General features: G+C 61.6%; 17 protein-coding genes. 6 read left to right on the top strand and 11 right to left on the bottom strand.

Annotated elements, in window-relative coordinates:
* Positions 1–233: 233 nt before the first annotated feature.
* Together HII33_RS11855 and HII33_RS11850 are read right to left on the bottom strand one after the other, a co-directional pair.
* A complete protein-coding gene (locus HII33_RS11855; protein ID WP_179396018.1) occupies positions 234–611 on the bottom strand; it encodes a CvfD/Ygs/GSP13 family RNA-binding post-transcriptional regulator in 378 nt (125 codons plus the stop codon).
* Positions 612–675: 64 nt separating this feature from the next.
* Complete coding sequence (locus HII33_RS11850; protein ID WP_179396017.1) at positions 676–1,254, bottom strand: peptidylprolyl isomerase; 579 nt, start codon at positions 1,252–1,254, stop codon at positions 676–678.
* 118 nt (positions 1,255–1,372) lie between these two features.
* Here HII33_RS11850 and HII33_RS11845 point away from each other — a divergent pair, with 118 nt between their 5' ends.
* The 3 genes from HII33_RS11845 (at position 1,373) to HII33_RS11835 (ending at position 3,653) form a co-directional block, all read left to right on the top strand.
* A complete protein-coding gene (locus tag HII33_RS11845) occupies positions 1,373–2,353 on the top strand; it encodes an NAD(P)/FAD-dependent oxidoreductase (protein ID WP_179396016.1) in 981 nt (326 codons plus the stop codon).
* Between the two features lie 17 nt (positions 2,354–2,370).
* The gene (locus tag HII33_RS11840; RefSeq protein WP_179396015.1) at positions 2,371–2,874 is read left to right on the top strand and encodes a phosphatidylglycerophosphatase A family protein; all 504 of its coding nucleotides are present in this window, start codon (positions 2,371–2,373) and stop codon (positions 2,872–2,874) included.
* Positions 2,875–3,005: 131 nt separating this feature from the next.
* Positions 3,006–3,653: a VTT domain-containing protein gene (locus HII33_RS11835; protein ID WP_179396014.1), complete on the top strand. Its 648-nt coding sequence runs from the start codon at positions 3,006–3,008 to the stop codon at positions 3,651–3,653.
* Positions 3,654–3,847: 194 nt separating this feature from the next.
* On the opposite strand, the gene HII33_RS11830 is transcribed toward HII33_RS11835, so the two are convergent.
* From HII33_RS11830 to HII33_RS11790, 9 genes are all read right to left on the bottom strand, one after another.
* Positions 3,848–4,465: a TIGR01906 family membrane protein gene (locus HII33_RS11830; RefSeq protein WP_179396013.1), complete on the bottom strand. Its 618-nt coding sequence runs from the start codon at positions 4,463–4,465 to the stop codon at positions 3,848–3,850.
* Positions 4,466–4,468: 3 nt separating this feature from the next.
* Positions 4,469–5,245, bottom strand: coding sequence for a TIGR01457 family HAD-type hydrolase (locus HII33_RS11825; protein ID WP_179396012.1), 777 nt, complete (start codon positions 5,243–5,245; stop codon positions 4,469–4,471).
* Positions 5,246–5,254: 9 nt separating this feature from the next.
* The gene (locus tag HII33_RS11820; RefSeq protein ID WP_179396011.1) at positions 5,255–5,785 is read right to left on the bottom strand and encodes a YutD family protein; all 531 of its coding nucleotides are present in this window, start codon (positions 5,783–5,785) and stop codon (positions 5,255–5,257) included.
* A 41-nt stretch (positions 5,786–5,826) separates the two neighbouring features.
* Positions 5,827–7,185 carry a bifunctional metallophosphatase/5'-nucleotidase gene (locus HII33_RS11815; protein ID WP_179396010.1) on the bottom strand — a complete coding sequence of 453 codons (1,359 nt, stop codon included), beginning with the start codon at positions 7,183–7,185 and terminating at the stop codon, positions 5,827–5,829.
* Positions 7,186–7,341: 156 nt separating this feature from the next.
* Positions 7,342–7,581 carry a hypothetical protein gene (locus HII33_RS11810; RefSeq protein ID WP_179396009.1) on the bottom strand — a complete coding sequence of 80 codons (240 nt, stop codon included), beginning with the start codon at positions 7,579–7,581 and terminating at the stop codon, positions 7,342–7,344.
* A 67-nt stretch (positions 7,582–7,648) separates the two neighbouring features.
* Positions 7,649–8,254 (bottom strand): metallophosphoesterase, encoded by a 606-nt coding sequence (locus HII33_RS11805; protein WP_179396008.1) that lies wholly within the window; start codon positions 8,252–8,254, stop codon positions 7,649–7,651.
* Complete coding sequence (locus HII33_RS11800) at positions 8,254–8,988, bottom strand: YibE/F family protein (RefSeq protein WP_179396007.1); 735 nt, start codon at positions 8,986–8,988, stop codon at positions 8,254–8,256. Before HII33_RS11800 ends, HII33_RS11805 begins: the two co-directional genes overlap by 1 nt.
* Entirely contained in the window at positions 8,985–10,055 is a 1,071-nt protein-coding gene (locus tag HII33_RS11795; RefSeq protein WP_343036860.1) for a YibE/F family protein, read from the bottom strand. The genes HII33_RS11800 and HII33_RS11795 overlap by 4 nt, the downstream gene beginning before the upstream one ends.
* Positions 10,036–10,350 carry a hypothetical protein gene (locus tag HII33_RS11790; RefSeq protein ID WP_179396005.1) on the bottom strand — a complete coding sequence of 105 codons (315 nt, stop codon included), beginning with the start codon at positions 10,348–10,350 and terminating at the stop codon, positions 10,036–10,038. The genes HII33_RS11795 and HII33_RS11790 overlap by 20 nt, the downstream gene beginning before the upstream one ends.
* Before the next feature lie 109 nt (positions 10,351–10,459).
* Here HII33_RS11790 and HII33_RS11785 point away from each other — a divergent pair, with 109 nt between their 5' ends.
* From HII33_RS11785 to HII33_RS11775, 3 genes are all read left to right on the top strand, one after another.
* Positions 10,460–11,758 (top strand): glycerophosphodiester phosphodiesterase, encoded by a 1,299-nt coding sequence (locus HII33_RS11785; protein WP_179396004.1) that lies wholly within the window; start codon positions 10,460–10,462, stop codon positions 11,756–11,758.
* Positions 11,759–11,859: 101 nt separating this feature from the next.
* A complete protein-coding gene (gene pepV / locus HII33_RS11780; protein WP_179396026.1) occupies positions 11,860–13,266 on the top strand; it encodes a dipeptidase PepV in 1,407 nt (468 codons plus the stop codon).
* A 206-nt stretch (positions 13,267–13,472) separates the two neighbouring features.
* Entirely contained in the window at positions 13,473–14,228 is a 756-nt protein-coding gene (locus HII33_RS11775; RefSeq protein WP_179396003.1) for a biotin--[acetyl-CoA-carboxylase] ligase, read from the top strand.
* The last annotated feature ends 89 nt before the right edge of the window (positions 14,229–14,317 follow it).

The raw sequence follows: 14,317 nt of genomic DNA, 5'->3' as shown, positions 1-14,317 counted from the left end.
CATGAATATTTATTCATGCTTCACCACTGTCGACGGTGACCGTCGCGCTGACAACAACAAGTATCTTACCAGCCTTTAGGCGGCATCGTCAACAGAAAATTCCGCTTTTTCCTGAAAAAATCCAATTAACGAATCTGGACACGGACATTCCGCGACGAGTGAATATTCAATCGTCTTATTCACGAACAAAAGCCTCCGATCCCGGCTATTCATTCGAAAAAGAAGGATGCGGCCTAAGTCGCATCCTTCTCCAACTCGTGTAAGTACTCCGAGACCCATCCATCGAGGCGGCTCGCGATCGGGGCAAACCCGGTATGGTACTTCCGGTTCGTCCAGTAGTGCTTGCGGTGCCGATAGGTCGTCATCGCAGGCGCCGGTTGAAGCGCCCGCAGTGAAAGGCTGATCTTGCTCGAATACTCATCGATGTCCAAGATCACGACGCTGAGGCTCTGCCCCACGTTGAATAGGTCCCCGAGTGCCTTGACGAAGCCGTGCTGGCACTCGGAAATGTGGATCAACCCCTGGTGGTCCTCATCAAGCAGGACGAACACGCCGTAGGGTTGGATCCCCGTCACTTTGCCAGTTATGATATCTCCGATGCGATAATTCATGCTGACACTTCATTTCTTTTTTCGATTTCTCATCTATTATACCTGAAAAATCGTAAGCGACCAACTAGTCGCTGATCGTGACGGATTCGATGGTGATCGGGGTGTCTGGCTTGTCTGCCATTGTCTTGACCTGGCTGATCGCGTCGACCACATCCATCCCGTCGAGCACGTGGCCAAAGACCGTGTGGCGCATGTCGAGCCATGGCGTGCCGCCGGCCTTATAGGCCTCGATCACTGGCGCCGGGAACCCCGCGTCTGGCATCTGCGCCAGCATGTTCGGGTTGAGGTGCGTGTTGGAGACGATGAAGAACTGGCTCCCGTTGGTGTTCGGGCCGGCGTTGGCCATGGAGAGCGCCCCTTTGAGGTTAAAGACTTCCGGGCTGAACTCGTCAGCAAACGGCTGCCCCCAGATGCTTTCACCGCCAGCACCGGTACCAGTCGGATCGCCGCCTTGGATCATGAAATCCGGGATCACCCGGTGGAAGGTGATGCCATCGTAGTAGCCCTTCTTGGCCAAGCCGATGAAGTTCTCAACAGTCTTCGGTGCTTGGTCCTTGAACAGCGCTAAGGTGATGGTGCCCATGTTGGTGACCATCGTTGCTTTGGGGCCCTCAAAGTGGGCGAGATCTAATTGTGGGTACATAACTGCCTCCTATAGGATATTTCCTGCTCATTTTACCTTACCCATCGTGCGATTGCCACGCCGCTTGTGGTCAAAATATGTTAGGGTTAACTCGACGCTATCGAAACGAGGGAGAACCATGTCTGAACATATGTATGAAATCACTGTGATCGGCGGCGGCCCTGTCGGGATGTTCGCCGCTTTCTACGCCGGGCTGCGCAGCGCCGACGTCCTGCTGGTCGAAAGTCTCAGCGAACTGGGCGGCCAGACTGGGAACCTCTACCCCGCCAAACTCTTGTACGACATCGGTGGGCTCCCAGGGATCAGTGGCGCGCAACTAATCGACCATCTCCGCACCCAAGTCACCCACTTCCATCCAGAGATCCGCACCGCGACCGCGGTCACCGCGATGACCCGCACCGGCGATCACATCACGCTGACCACGACCCAAGGGGAGATCCTGACGCGCACCGTGATCATCGCGACTGGTGGCGGGGCCTTCACCCCGCGGCACCTAGCTGTCGACTACGACCCGGCGCTGGAGGGCCGCAGCGTGCTTTATTACGTCCGCGATCTCGAGGACTTCCGGGGCCAGGCCGTTGCGATCGCCGGGGGCGGAGATTCCGCCATCGACTGGGCGCTAGCGCTAGTTCCGATCGCCAAGTCGGTCCACCTGATCCACCGCCGCGACCAATTCCGCGGGCTCGAATCGAGCGTCGCGCAACTGCGGGCCTCAAGCGCACAACTTCACACCCCGTTTTTGATCGCACAAGTCGACGAAGCAGGCGCCCAGCTCGACTTGACGCTCCAAGAGGTCCGCGGCGACGCGACCAAGGTCCTGCACGTCGACAAGCTACTGGTCAACTACGGGTTCATGAGCGACAACAAGCAGCTACGCAACTGGGGGCTAGCGCTCGACCACGCCGCGATCGCGGTCAACTCGCAGATGCAGACCAGTGTGCCCGGGATCTTCGCCATCGGCGATGTCGCCGGCTACCCCGGTAAGCTCAAGCTGATCGCCAGCGGCTTCGGCGAGGCCCCGACGGCGGTGAACGAAGCGCTCGGTCTGATCTACCCGGACCGCAAACAGGCGTTGCACAGCACCCAACTTTATCACTGAGCAAGGAGGACAATCGTATGACGAACGAACAAAAACTGTATGAGCACACACTGGCCCTGCTGAAGGAACGCGGGGTCAGTGTCGAGGCGATCGGCGACCTGGTGATGTTCCTGCAGGCTAAGTTTATCCCCGGTCTGACACTAGAGACGGCGACCGCCAACGTCTTGATCGTGTTGCACAAACGCGAGGTCCAAAACGCGGTGATGACCGGTATCGCCCTCGATAAGGCCGCCGAGGCCCGCGCGCTGGACGACCCGCTGCAGAGCATCATCGCCGAGGATGAAGGGCTGTACGGCGTCGATGAGATCCTCGCCTTCGCCATCGTCAACGTCTACGGGTCGATCGGCTTCACCAACTACGGCTACATCGACCGGGTCAAGCCCGGGATCCTGGCCAAGCTGAACGCCCATGAGCCGGGGATCATCCATACCTTCCTCGACGACATTGTCGGTGCGATCGCAGCGGCCGCGGCCAGCCGCCTCGCCCACTCTCACCCCGAACTCGAGGACGATATTTATTAAGCTTCTCCAAAGACCGACGCCGACGCTGACTGCGGTCGGTATAATGATGACAGTTTGGCGCCGCGGGCCTGCACCGCGGCGCTTCGTTGATTCTAGCGGCCCACCGCGGCTGCACGCAAAGGAGACTGGCTATGACGCAACTGATCGACTTCATCTTGCACATCGACGAACACCTCGTCACGATCATCAACACCTTCGGGGGCTGGACCTACCTGATCCTGTTTCTGATGGTCTTCATCGAGACTGGGGTCGTGATCTTCCCGTTCCTGCCGGGGGACTCCCTCCTGTTCGCCGCCTGCGCTTTGGCGGCCAACGAGGCCTACCACCTCAACGTCTGGCTACTCTTCGGCCTGTTTCTCGCCGCCGCAGTGCTCGGGGATACGGTCAACTACGAGATCGGCAAACATCTCGGGCTGGCGGCCTCGAACAGCTCACTGTTTGGCCGGTTGATCAACCGCGACAAGCTCGCCGGCGCCGAGGCCTTTTTCAATAAGCACGGCGGCAAAACGATCGCCATCGCGCGCTTCATGCCGCTTGTCCGCACCTTCGCCCCATTCGTAGCCGGCGGGTCGAACATGCACTATCCGAAGTTCATCCACTACAACCTGCTCGGCGGTTTCCTCTGGGTGACCATGTGTTGCGTCGCCGGGTTCTTCTTCGGCAACGTGCCGTTCGTGAAGGAACACTTCTCCATCGTCGTGCTGGGGATCATCGCGATCTCGCTCATCCCCGTCCTGATCACCGCCTTGCGCAGTCGCAAGCCCAAAGCGGCCGCATAAGCCAAAGAGTGGGTATGACATAACCTCTGGTGGCACGACTATTCCAGAACGTTACGTGCCATAACGCAACGCCCTAGCCGTATAAGAGCGCTCCCCTGCAAAACCTAAGTTCGGGTTTTTCAGGGGAGCGCTCTTATACTCTGGGCTAAAACCGCGTTATGGCACAGCCCCTCCTTTTTGGACGCATCTGCTAATCACCGCCGACGTGCATCGCACCGTCCGGTGACGATCCCATAGACCATCAGGGCCTCGAAGGCCAACAACGCCAGTGCGAAGCAAGCGAGGAAAAAGTCCTCTGGCAACACCAGGATGATCGGGTCAACGGCCGGGTCGAACAGCCAGTCGTTGTTGCGAAACAGGAGCTTGTGGAACGTGACGAACACCGCGTCGAAGTTGATCGACATCAGCGCCCCAAGGACTAGCGGCGCCACCGCGCCGATCGTGAACGGCTGGACCAGCCGCCACCGCTCGCGCTGTGCGCGCAACCGGGCGAGAAAGCGCACGGCGATCGGCGCCGTCACGAGGCAAAGCACGATGTCGAGCAGAAACAGGCGCTTCACATCGGCGAAGTGATTCGCCCCGTGCACGCTGACCGCGAAGTCCGGCAAGTGCAGCGTGCCGATCCACGGAAAGTGCAGGTATGCCATCAGCTTCACGTAGTTGTGATACAGCGTTGGCAAGTCGAGCCCCGAGACTTCGGTCAAGTGGTCGAGGTGCACGAAGAGCGGAAACAGGAGAAACGACAACAGGATCGTCAGCCAGATCGCCCCACTGACGAGAAAGAGCCACAGGCTCAACCACCGCCACCGCATGCGCTAGACCTCCCAATCCGCCAAGCTGTCGACCTGGTGTGTCGGCTGGATCGCCTGCGCCGCCACGTCCGCTTTGGTCGAGATCCCCGTGTAGACGAGTAGCGTATCGATGCCTGCGTTGATCCCGGCCTTGATGTCCGTGTTGTAGTTGTCGCCGACCATCACAACGTCTTCTTTGGCCAGGCCCATGCGCGCCAGGCCCTGCGCCATGATGATCGGCTCCGGTTTGCCGATATAAAACGCGCGTTGCTGGGTGCTACGCTCCACCAGTGCGATCACGGAACCGGCCCCTGGCACATGGCCGCGCTCGTTGGGCAAGTTCGTGTCGGCGTTCGTGCCGATGAACATCGCCCCACGCTGGATCGCCAGCGTCGCCAGTTCGAACTTATGGTAGGTGACGTCATAGTCCAGCCCGACCACGACATAGTCGGGGTCGACTTCGTTGAAGCGCAGGCCGACATCCAAAAGCGCCTGCTTCAGGCCAAGCTCCCCGATCACGTAGACGGACTTGCCAGAGACATCCCCGTGGTTCGCAGCCAAGATCCACGCCGCCGTTGCGAGGCTCGGAGTGTAGACTTCCGCAGGTGTCGCGTGGATGTCGTGGTTATCGCGCAGGTTCGCGCAGACGTCTGCCGGGGACTTGGTGGTGTTATTCGTGAGAAACAAAAACGGGATCTGCTTGGCCTGCAGACGCTCGATGAAGGCCTTGGCCTCCGGAATACGCGCCTTGCCGCGATACATCGTCCCGTCCAGATCGATCATGTAACCTTTGTATGTCAACGTTTAATCCTACTTCTCATTGGTCTCCTGCGAACGGATGGTAAAATGCCGCTTGCGGGGCTGATTCGGCGCGACCGTCTCGGCGTGCTTGCCGGCGACGGTGGGCGCCTGGGTGGTTTTGTCTTGGTACGGCTTGGTCGGGCGGCGCTTGCTGCTACGCCGACTGCCACCGCGGGTGCGGCGGCGCGGCTTGACCTCTGGGGCGTCGAGGCGCGCGAGCACGAAGTAAGCGCAGCCGAAGTTACAGTACTCATAGAGGTAATCCTCTAAGGTCCGGATCAGCTGATCCTTGTTCGCCCGACGGTTGTCATTGGCGTAAAAACCGCGTAAGCGCAACTGGTCATAGCCCCAGTCCCCGACGACGTAATCATACTTGTCGAGGATGTCGTTATAGCGCTCGGCAAACTTCGCGCGATCGAAAGCCTGCTTGTGATCGACTTCTATCTGGTACCGACGGCCATCGATCGTGATCATGTCCGGTGCGACCTGACTTACCGGTACAAGCGGTGTCTCCGCAGGCTGCGGCGTTGGCTCTGGCATCGTCAAGACTCCTTTCGTCCCTCAATCGATTCAGTATAACACTATTTCAGCGGGTAAACAGCCGCCAGGTGGTCCCCGATGACCGTCCGCAGCAGGCGCGGAAAGTGGAACGTCGTCGTCCCGGCGATCTCGATCGTCGGGAAGAACGGCGCGAACAGGTACGTGTCCACGCCCGTGAGCGCGTAAGTCTGTGTCTCGACCAACCGGGCGCCAGCGTAGCGGACCTGGCGCTTCGCGTCCACGGTCAGCCCCACCCACTGCATGTCACCGAACACCTGGCCCCGGAAGTTCATCCCGACCATGCGAAAATGATGCAGAAACGCCCGGTTCTTCTGGATCTCCATCACCAGCCGCCACAGGTCCGCGCCACTCAGCGTCGTCGTGATCAGGTGCATCGGGTGAGGCAGGAGCCGGTGCAAGTCAGCCTGAGTCACCACGCCAGCCGGTAGCCCGCCTTGGAACAGCCCAGTGTTCAGCAACGCTGCGGTGCTCGCGCCCGCTTGGGCCAACGCGGCCAGCCCTGCGGCCATCAACGGAGACGGCCCGGTCGCTGCTAACGGTAACGCCTGCGGTAGCGCCGCGACCGGTCGCGCCGCCAAAGCAGCGGTCCCCTGCGCTTGCCAGGCAGCAATCTGGGCCTCGTCGCCAGCCTGCACCGGCAGATCGGCGACCGCCTGCACGGTCGCTTGGCGCGTCTGGACGCGATGTGTCTCGTCCACAGTCAGCGTCACGCGCCCGACATATTCGCCGTAACGGCCAGCGGCAGCCAGCAAAGTGTGCCCCTGCAGCTCGCCGGTCGGTAGCAGGTGGTGGGTGTGTCCGCCGATGATCACATCGATCTGCGGGTACGTCGCCGCCAGGTGCCGGTCTGCCGGCAACCCCAAGTGTGACAGGACGACCAGCACGTCGTAAGTGCCGCCGATCTGTTCCAGCAGCGTGGGGAGGACCGCCGCGACCGGCCGCACCAGCCAGCCGTTAGGGCCGTATGTCGCCAAGTACGGCGCGGTCACACCGATGAAGGCGATCCGCGTCCCACCGGGCGTGGTGCGGTACACCACCGGTCGGGCAAACGCCGGGCGGTGCCCATCGGGCTCGAACAAGTTGGCCAGCGTCACCTCGAACCGCGCATCGTCGTACAAGTGGGCGAGCTGATCGTGCGCGTTACCCAGCCCTTCGTTGTTACCGATCGTCGCCACATCGTAGTGCGCCGCGTTCAGCAGCGCAACGTTGAAGTGACCATCGGTCGCCTCGGTCAGCGGGTGGGCCCGGTCCATCGCGTCGCCATCGTCCAGCGTCAGCGTCTGCGGGCCCTGCTGCGCAGCCAAGTATCGACTGATGCGCGGCCAGTGCTCGACATGAGCGTGCAGGTCATTCGTGTGCAGCAGCGTGATCGTCTCCATCTGCTCACCTCCTGACTTCCATGTTAGACGACCGGCGCCGACCGCGCAACGGCGACACCTGGGCCAAAGCAAAACGGAGACTGCATCATCACAGTCTCCGCTTGCGCACTCATCAATGGGGCCGCTCACGCCTAAGGTCGAGCACGACTCGTTTCCTCACGCCTGCAGGAAGGGTTCGAAGGCCCTCGCCACGGTCGCCTGTTGCGTCGGCTCCAGCATCGGTGCCAGCTGTGGCCAGAAGCTGTAGCGGAAGTAAGCCGCCGAGAACCCCTGCGCCTCGAGCTTGCGAAACATCAGCGTCAACAGCCCGTTGACCTGGCTGACTTTATCCGGTGTACTATCCGCCAGCACGGTGCGCCGAAGCGCCTGCAGTTGAGCCTCTTCGCGTGAATCCATAGCCACACCCCCTAAACGTTTTACTGATAGTTTACGGGAGTTTTGATTAAAAATCAATGTGACCAATCTAATTTTGCTGCGCGGCAAGCCACGCCTTTTTCTTGGCGGCCAATTGGTGGATCTCGGCAGCCGTCAGCGGACTGCCCCATGGCACCGCCGGGTCGAGGAACGCACGCTCCGGGGCATCAACGCCGACATTCAGGTTCTCGGCCCACGGCACCATACTGTGGTGGATGTGCCCGTGCAGGTTCAACGTCTGCTTAGTGATCCCAAGCATCATCGGATAATGCGACAGGATGAACTGCGTGTGGTCGTCCTTGAGGATCGTCCCGACGGTGTGAAAGGCAAACTTCGGCTCGCCATGCCAGCCCGGATCGTTGACCCGCAAAAACTTGAACAACGCCTGATAGTCATGGTTGCCTTTGATGAACACCATGCGGCCGGGCAGGTCGTGCAGCACTGCGAGCACCGCCGCGTTGGTCGGGACCTGTTCGGGGTTCATCGCGATGTCGCCGAGGTGGTAGACCACATCGTTGTCGTCCACGCGCGCGGCCCACGCCGACCGCAGTGCGTCGTTCATCGCTGCGACTGTCGTGAAGGGCCGCGGGGCGAAGTCGTTCGTGCCGAGCAGGTCGGCATGGAAAAAATGCGTATCTGCGATAAAAAGATTCATTATCCCTCCCGGTGCGCCGCGCGTGTGCGGCACACCCACATCGTCAGTGGCACCGTTAACGTGACGGCGACCACTGAGAACAAGACCTGGATCAGCTCCCCGGCGAAGATCTGGTTGTTCAGGATCTGCCAAAACGGGTAGCGTAACTGAGCGAACCAGATGAACAGCCCGGCAAACCCACCGAAGAAGCCGAAGAACAGCGTATTCAGCGCGGTCCCGATGATCGCGCTGGCCATGCGGTCGAGCCCAGCCGCATCAACCGCCGCCCCAAGTTCCCGGACCCCGGCCGTGACAGCCACCGCCGCCTCAGCGATCGCCCCCAGCGTACTCAGCAAGCCGGTGGCGATCAGCAGGTCTTGGAAGCGAATGCCGATGTACAGGGAGAAGCCTTCGAGCTCCTCGGAATCCTCGGGCCCGAACCCCGCGGTGTGGCTCAGGCTCACCCCGGCGATCACGACCACCAAGACCAGCCCCATCACCAGAAGCGATGAGACGAAGGCGGTACTGGCCACGTCGCTGTCCGACGTGGAGAGGAAGATGATCGCAGCCAGCACCCCGAGTCCTGCGACGACCGCGACGCCGATCGGGTTGAACCCGCCGGCCATCAAGACCGTCGCGGTGATCATGATCAGCATGTTCAGTAGCAACGCGATGAAGTTCGCGACCCCCTGCTTGCCCCCGACCAGCGTCAGCAGCACCAAGAGCGCGAGCAGCAATGCAACGATCGTACTCATGCGCGCACCTGCTTTCGCGCGGCCAAGGCCGCAAGCCCGCTGGTCAACGGCACTGCGAGTACGATCCCGAAGGCCGACACCAGCGCCTGCGCAAAGCCTAGTCCCATCACCCAGATCACGGTCTGCGAGATCGCGTTGCCGTTGCGCAACCACAGGACGCTTTCGGTGAATGTCTCGGCGATGAAGATCATGAACAAGACTGCGATCAGTGGGCCCATCACGTTGCGGCCGATCGCCATCCCCGCCGCGAACGGCTGCCGCCCAGGCGGCAGCTCGATCACACTCGCCGTGATGTCCGTACACTCGTCGAACACCGCGCCGAGCGAGCCGATGATGATCTGGACAAAAAACAGTAGCTGCGGCGCCTGCGTCACGTACTTGACCGCCTCCAGGTGCAGATCTTTGTACCCGGTCAGGTGGAACAGCAGGTAGCCCAGCGCCACCCCGGCCGCAGTCGCGGTGATCGTCGCCGTCGCTGCAATCGCCGCCGCGCGTGTGATGCCGAGGACGAACAGAGTCGTCACCAAAGTGAAGGCGACCGCCAACCCGGCAAACAGTAAGAAGGCCGTCGCCTGGTGGGAATCAAACTCGACATGTAGCGTCACGGCCAGCAAGCCGATGTTGGCGAGGATACTCAGCGCGGTCATCACCAGCCGCCGGCGCATGATCATCACCAGGAGCGTCAGCGCGAACGCTAGCAGCGCCAACACGATCCCGTCACGCTTGCGGGTCATCAGTGCGTAGCCGCCAGTCTGCGCCGTCACGAAGACCTGGCTGCCGACTGTCAGCTTGCTGTCCATCGCCCCAGAGCGCGAGTACTGGTTGGTGAACGTGATGCGCCGCCCGCGCTTGACCGTGTTCAGCAGGTGGGCGCTGATGCGTTGGGTGGTGAGCTGGTCGCGGTTGCCCAAATTATCCGTCTGCGCGGCCTGTTTGGTGACGCGCACCGCGTCAACCTGCGCGATCGGGTGCCGGTACAATGGCGCATCCCAGCGCGCGAGTCCCAGCACCACCAGGAAGGCGAGCACAGGCGCCAGCCACTTGACCCTAGCCCAGATGGTTTTCACGTAAGATCTGCTCATAGGCATTGCGCACCGGCCCTTCCGGTTTGGCCCAGACGTCCCAAGTCGTCACATCGACCGGGGGAAACTGGTAGTGCTCGTTGACATAGGTCTCGTACGCACGCACCGAAGTCGAGTGTGGGATGTTCAGCTGCAGGATGCGGACCTGCTTGATCAACCCGTTCAAGGCGGCGCGTTCCGCCCGACCGTTCATCATGATGTTGCCGAGCTCCAAGTACCGCTGCCCGTCATTGAGCGTGATCTCTTGGATCAGATCGAACTGTTCGAATTTTTCGTTCATCGTTGCCTTCCTCTAAAAAGTTTCTAAAGTTGCGCCTGACGGTGTGGGGGTGCGCCCGTCCACCTGCGGATTGTGCTAAGGTTAAAGTCAACCAGTGAAGGAGCTTACCATGCGCAAACTGATCTTGACCTGCCTGCTCATCAGTATCACCTTGATCACCAGTGGGTTCACCGTTGTCGGCCACCGCGGCGATCCGCTCACTTACCCCGAAGAGACGTTCCAGAGCATCGATCACGCGGTGGCGGTCGGGGCCAACTACGTCGAACTCGACGTGCACGAAAGCGCGGACGGCGTGCTCGTCGTACAACACGACAACACAATCCAGCGCATGACCGGCGCTGCGCTGACAATCAGCGCCACACCTTATGCCACACTTCACGCCTATCATACCAAAAACGGCGAGCCGGTTCACAGCCTTCAAGAAGTCTTGACCCACTACCGCACCAGTCGGGTCAAGTTCCTGATCGAGACGAAGGTGATCAAGGGTGACCCCGATCCCGATGTCGAGGCCAAACTGGCCGCAATGATCACGCGCAACCAACTGACGAAGCGGGTGATGTTCCATTCGTTCTCGCTGAGCAGCCTCAAACGCCTGCAGCGCCTGCTACCCCAAGTCCCCCGCCTGTTCATCGTCGGCTCGCTCAAGCGGATCACGTTCGCCGTGTTCCCCTATGTCTCCGGCATCAACGTCTCAAGCGACCTCATGACGCCCGAGATGGTCAGCGCCCTGCACGCGATGGGGCAAAAAGTCTACGTCTGGGACGAGATGAACGAGGACCGGGCCAAGTGGCGCTGGCTGGTCAACCTGAACATCGACGGGGTCGTCACCAACTATCCGGCCTTGGCCCGCGAGTTTCAGCAACTGAAGCGCGACACCGCCAGCCGCACCGTCGACCAGTTGGCGACCAATACGACCACCACGACGCTGCCGGTCTACGCGAACCCCTACACCCACGACCCGACGCGGACGACCTTGGCGGCCGGCGCCAGCTTCACCGTACAGGAGCAGGTGACCACGACTGACGGAACCTATTACCGAATGAGTCAAAACCGCTTCGTCCCAGCGACCGGCCTGACGCTGGCCCCAAACGCCGGCTGGGCAGTCCAGCTGCTTGGGCAGCGGGTCTGGGCGCACGGGCGCGGTCTGCGCCTCGCCCTACACCCCGCGGCCCGCACCAGTAGCGGCGTGTGCGGGTGGCTGACCACCAACAGCCCGTGCACCATCGACGCGGTCCGGTTACGCGGTCGCCAGGTCTGGGTGCATGTCGGCCCAGGCTGGGTCCGCCTGCACGACCTACTATTGGCCGGCGACCGGCTCCCGCGCCCGTTGAACGCAGCGGCGCTGCCCGAGACCCCGCAGGTCGAGCTGCGTCTGGCCCCCGGCAGCGACCTGCTTCGCTTGCTTTGAGCCGCAGCCACCCCGCGATTTTGCCACGTCTTTTTGCTTGTGCCGGGTCGGTTCGGTCTGATATGGTTGAGTTAATCAATCAAAGAAAGCGGGATGATATGATGACCATCAACTGGCAAGCAGAAGCAGAGAAGTACCAAGACGACCTCCTCAAGGACCTTTTTGGCCTCTTGAAGATCAACTCCGAACGCGACGTCGAACACAAGACCGCCGATGCGCCGCTGGGCCCCGGCCCGGCCGATGCACTGAAGGCGATGCTGGCCCTGGGCGACCGCGACGGGTTCAAGACCCTGAACGTCGACAATGTGGCCGGCCGCATCGAATACGGTGACGGCGACGAGATCTTCGGGCTCTTCGGCCACATGGACGTGGTGCCAGCCGGGCCTGGGTGGACCACCGATCCGTACGATCCGGTGATCAAAGACGGCAAGCTATACGCGCGCGGCTCCTCAGACGACAAGGGTCCAAGCATCGCAGCCTACTATGCCTTGCGCCTGATCAAGGACCTTAAGTTGCCAGTCAACAAGAAGATCCACTTCATCATCGGCACCGACGAAGAATCCGAATGGGTCGGCATCAACCGGTACCTCGAAGTGGAACCTGCGCCAGACTTCGGCTTCTCGCCTGATGCGGAATTCCCGATCATCAACGGAGAAAAAGGGATCGCGACCTTCAAAGTCGTGTTCAAGCCGATCGCCGCCAAGCCAGCCAGCCTGACCCTGCGCAGCTTCGATGCCGGGATCCGCGTGAACATGGTGCCGCAAGACGCGACTGCGGTGATCGAAGGGACCCTCACCGCCGACCTCAAGGACGCGCTCGCCAGCTTCGGCCCCGCGAATGGCGTCCAAGTCGAAACCGAAGACACCCCCAACGGCCTGAAGATCACGCTGACCGGTAAGGGCGCCCACGCGCAGGAACCGAAGGCCGGGGTCAACGCCGCGACCTACCTGGCCACCCTGCTCGCACCGTTTGAGTTTGACCCAGCTGGCCAACGTTACCTGAGCGCCATCGCAAACTTGATGCACGACGATTCCCGTGGTCACAAGCTCGGCATCAACTACACGGACAAGGTGATGGGCGACCTTACCGCCAGTGCAGACATGCTGACGTTCAGCCAGGACGGCGAACAGAGCATCGCGATCAACGTTCGCTACCCGCAAGGCACGGACGCGGATGCCATCCGTGATCAGATCGAAACGGCCGTCGGCGCCGATGACGCCGATGTCGTGATTCCAGGCCACGCCCAGACGCCACACTATGTGGCCGGTGACGACCCGCTGGTGAAGACACTCATGGCAGTCTACGAAAAGCAGACTGGCAACAAAGGCCACGAGCAGGTGATCGGTGGTGGGACTTACGGCCGCATCATCGAACGCGGTGTCGCGTTCGGCGCCCAGATGCCAGACCAAGAAAACGTGATGCACCAAGCCAACGAATACATGCCTGTCGCAGATATCATCAAGGCCGTGGCGATCTACGCCGAGGCGATCAGCGAACTGGCCAAGTAATCCCCGCTCACGCCGTGGCACAAGCCGCGGCGTTTTTGTATACTGAGACTGATCTCAACTGACGCAATCCAGGCGCGCCGGTTCACTGGTGACCGCATCGCGCGCTCACCCTCGGGCCTCACTACCCGTGTGCGCCCCGCGGTGAGACCCGCCCGGTGGCAAGGCGTCGCCGGACGGTCACCGCACATCCACAAGGAGGCTTGTCCATGTTTGCACCCAGTGCGCTCACCCCGTGGCTTCACGGCGACGCCGAGGCGATCACCGTGACCACTTATCCGACACTTGACTCGACCAGCACTGCGGCGCGCCGGGCGCTAGCGGCAGGCGCCACGCCTCCGTTCGCATTCATCGCCGACACCCAGACCGCCGGTGTCGGGCGGCGCGGCAAGCGCTTCTTCTCCCCTGCGACGACCGGCCTGTACATGACGGTCGCCTTCGCGCCGCCAGCTGCACTTCCGCTAGAACTGCTCACGCCGGCTGCCGGGGTCGCCTTGCAAGCCGCCATTCAGCACCAGTTCGGCGTCACCACCCAGATCAAGTGGGTCAATGACTTGCTACTGGCCGGACACAAGGTCGCGGGCATCCTCGCCGAGGCCGTCCCGGCGCCGATGCGCGTCCTGCTCGGTACCGGTATCAACCTCGCGCCAAGCGCCGCCTCTCCGACCACCCCGATCGACCTACCGCTAGGCACGCTGCTGCCGACCGCCCCAGCCACGGACCCGCGCCCGCAGCTGGCCGGCACCTTCCTCAGCGACTTCTTCACCCTGCTCCAAACACCGGCCGCGATCATGCCGGCCTACCGCGCGCACGCGGCTTGGCTGGGCGAGCGCGTCACCCTGACTGGAGCCGGTGCACCAGCCAGCGGGCGCCTCGTCGGCTTCAGCGATGACGGCGCCTTGCAGCTGACCACCGCGAACGGATCGATCACCGCCCACACGGGATCGATCCGCCGGGCGGATTGAGTTTGGCGATGACGCCTTGATCAAGGCGCATGATGCCGCTCGTGGTGACCCCCACCAGTGATGCCCATGGTCACACCAAGAAGGGAGAG

The sequence above is a fragment of the Lacticaseibacillus absianus genome (genome assembly GCF_013407595.1).
Taxonomy (GTDB): Bacteria; Bacillota; Bacilli; order Lactobacillales; family Lactobacillaceae; genus Lacticaseibacillus; species Lacticaseibacillus absianus.
Note: the sequence above shows the minus strand (reverse complement) of the source record. Positions and strands in the feature narration are given on the sequence as shown.

Bases quoted from the DNA above. Each gene is read 5' to 3' on its own strand.
- HII33_RS11800 (WP_179396007.1), bottom strand. From the start codon at position 8,988: ATGAGTACGATCGTTGCATTGCTGCTCGCGCTCTTGGTGCTGCTGACG.
- HII33_RS11805 (WP_179396008.1), bottom strand. From the start codon at position 8,254: ATGAATCTTTTTATCGCAGATACGCATTTTTTCCATGCCGACCTGCTC.
- HII33_RS11855 (WP_179396018.1), bottom strand. From the start codon at position 611: ATGAATTATCGCATCGGAGATATCATAACTGGCAAAGTGACGGGGATC.
- HII33_RS11840 (WP_179396015.1), top strand. From the start codon at position 2,371: ATGACGAACGAACAAAAACTGTATGAGCACACACTGGCCCTGCTGAAG.
- HII33_RS11815 (WP_179396010.1), bottom strand. From the start codon at position 7,185: ATGGAGACGATCACGCTGCTGCACACGAATGACCTGCACGCTCATGTC.
- pepV (WP_179396026.1), top strand. From the start codon at position 11,860: ATGACCATCAACTGGCAAGCAGAAGCAGAGAAGTACCAAGACGACCTC.
- HII33_RS11820 (WP_179396011.1), bottom strand. From the start codon at position 5,785: ATGCCAGAGCCAACGCCGCAGCCTGCGGAGACACCGCTTGTACCGGTA.
- HII33_RS11845 (WP_179396016.1), top strand. From the start codon at position 1,373: ATGTCTGAACATATGTATGAAATCACTGTGATCGGCGGCGGCCCTGTC.
- HII33_RS11835 (WP_179396014.1), top strand. From the start codon at position 3,006: ATGACGCAACTGATCGACTTCATCTTGCACATCGACGAACACCTCGTC.
- HII33_RS11785 (WP_179396004.1), top strand. From the start codon at position 10,460: ATGCGCAAACTGATCTTGACCTGCCTGCTCATCAGTATCACCTTGATC.
- HII33_RS11790 (WP_179396005.1), bottom strand. From the start codon at position 10,350: ATGAACGAAAAATTCGAACAGTTCGATCTGATCCAAGAGATCACGCTC.
- HII33_RS11830 (WP_179396013.1), bottom strand. From the start codon at position 4,465: ATGCGGTGGCGGTGGTTGAGCCTGTGGCTCTTTCTCGTCAGTGGGGCG.
- HII33_RS11775 (WP_179396003.1), top strand. From the start codon at position 13,473: ATGTTTGCACCCAGTGCGCTCACCCCGTGGCTTCACGGCGACGCCGAG.
- HII33_RS11850 (WP_179396017.1), bottom strand. From the start codon at position 1,254: ATGTACCCACAATTAGATCTCGCCCACTTTGAGGGCCCCAAAGCAACG.
- HII33_RS11810 (WP_179396009.1), bottom strand. From the start codon at position 7,581: ATGGATTCACGCGAAGAGGCTCAACTGCAGGCGCTTCGGCGCACCGTG.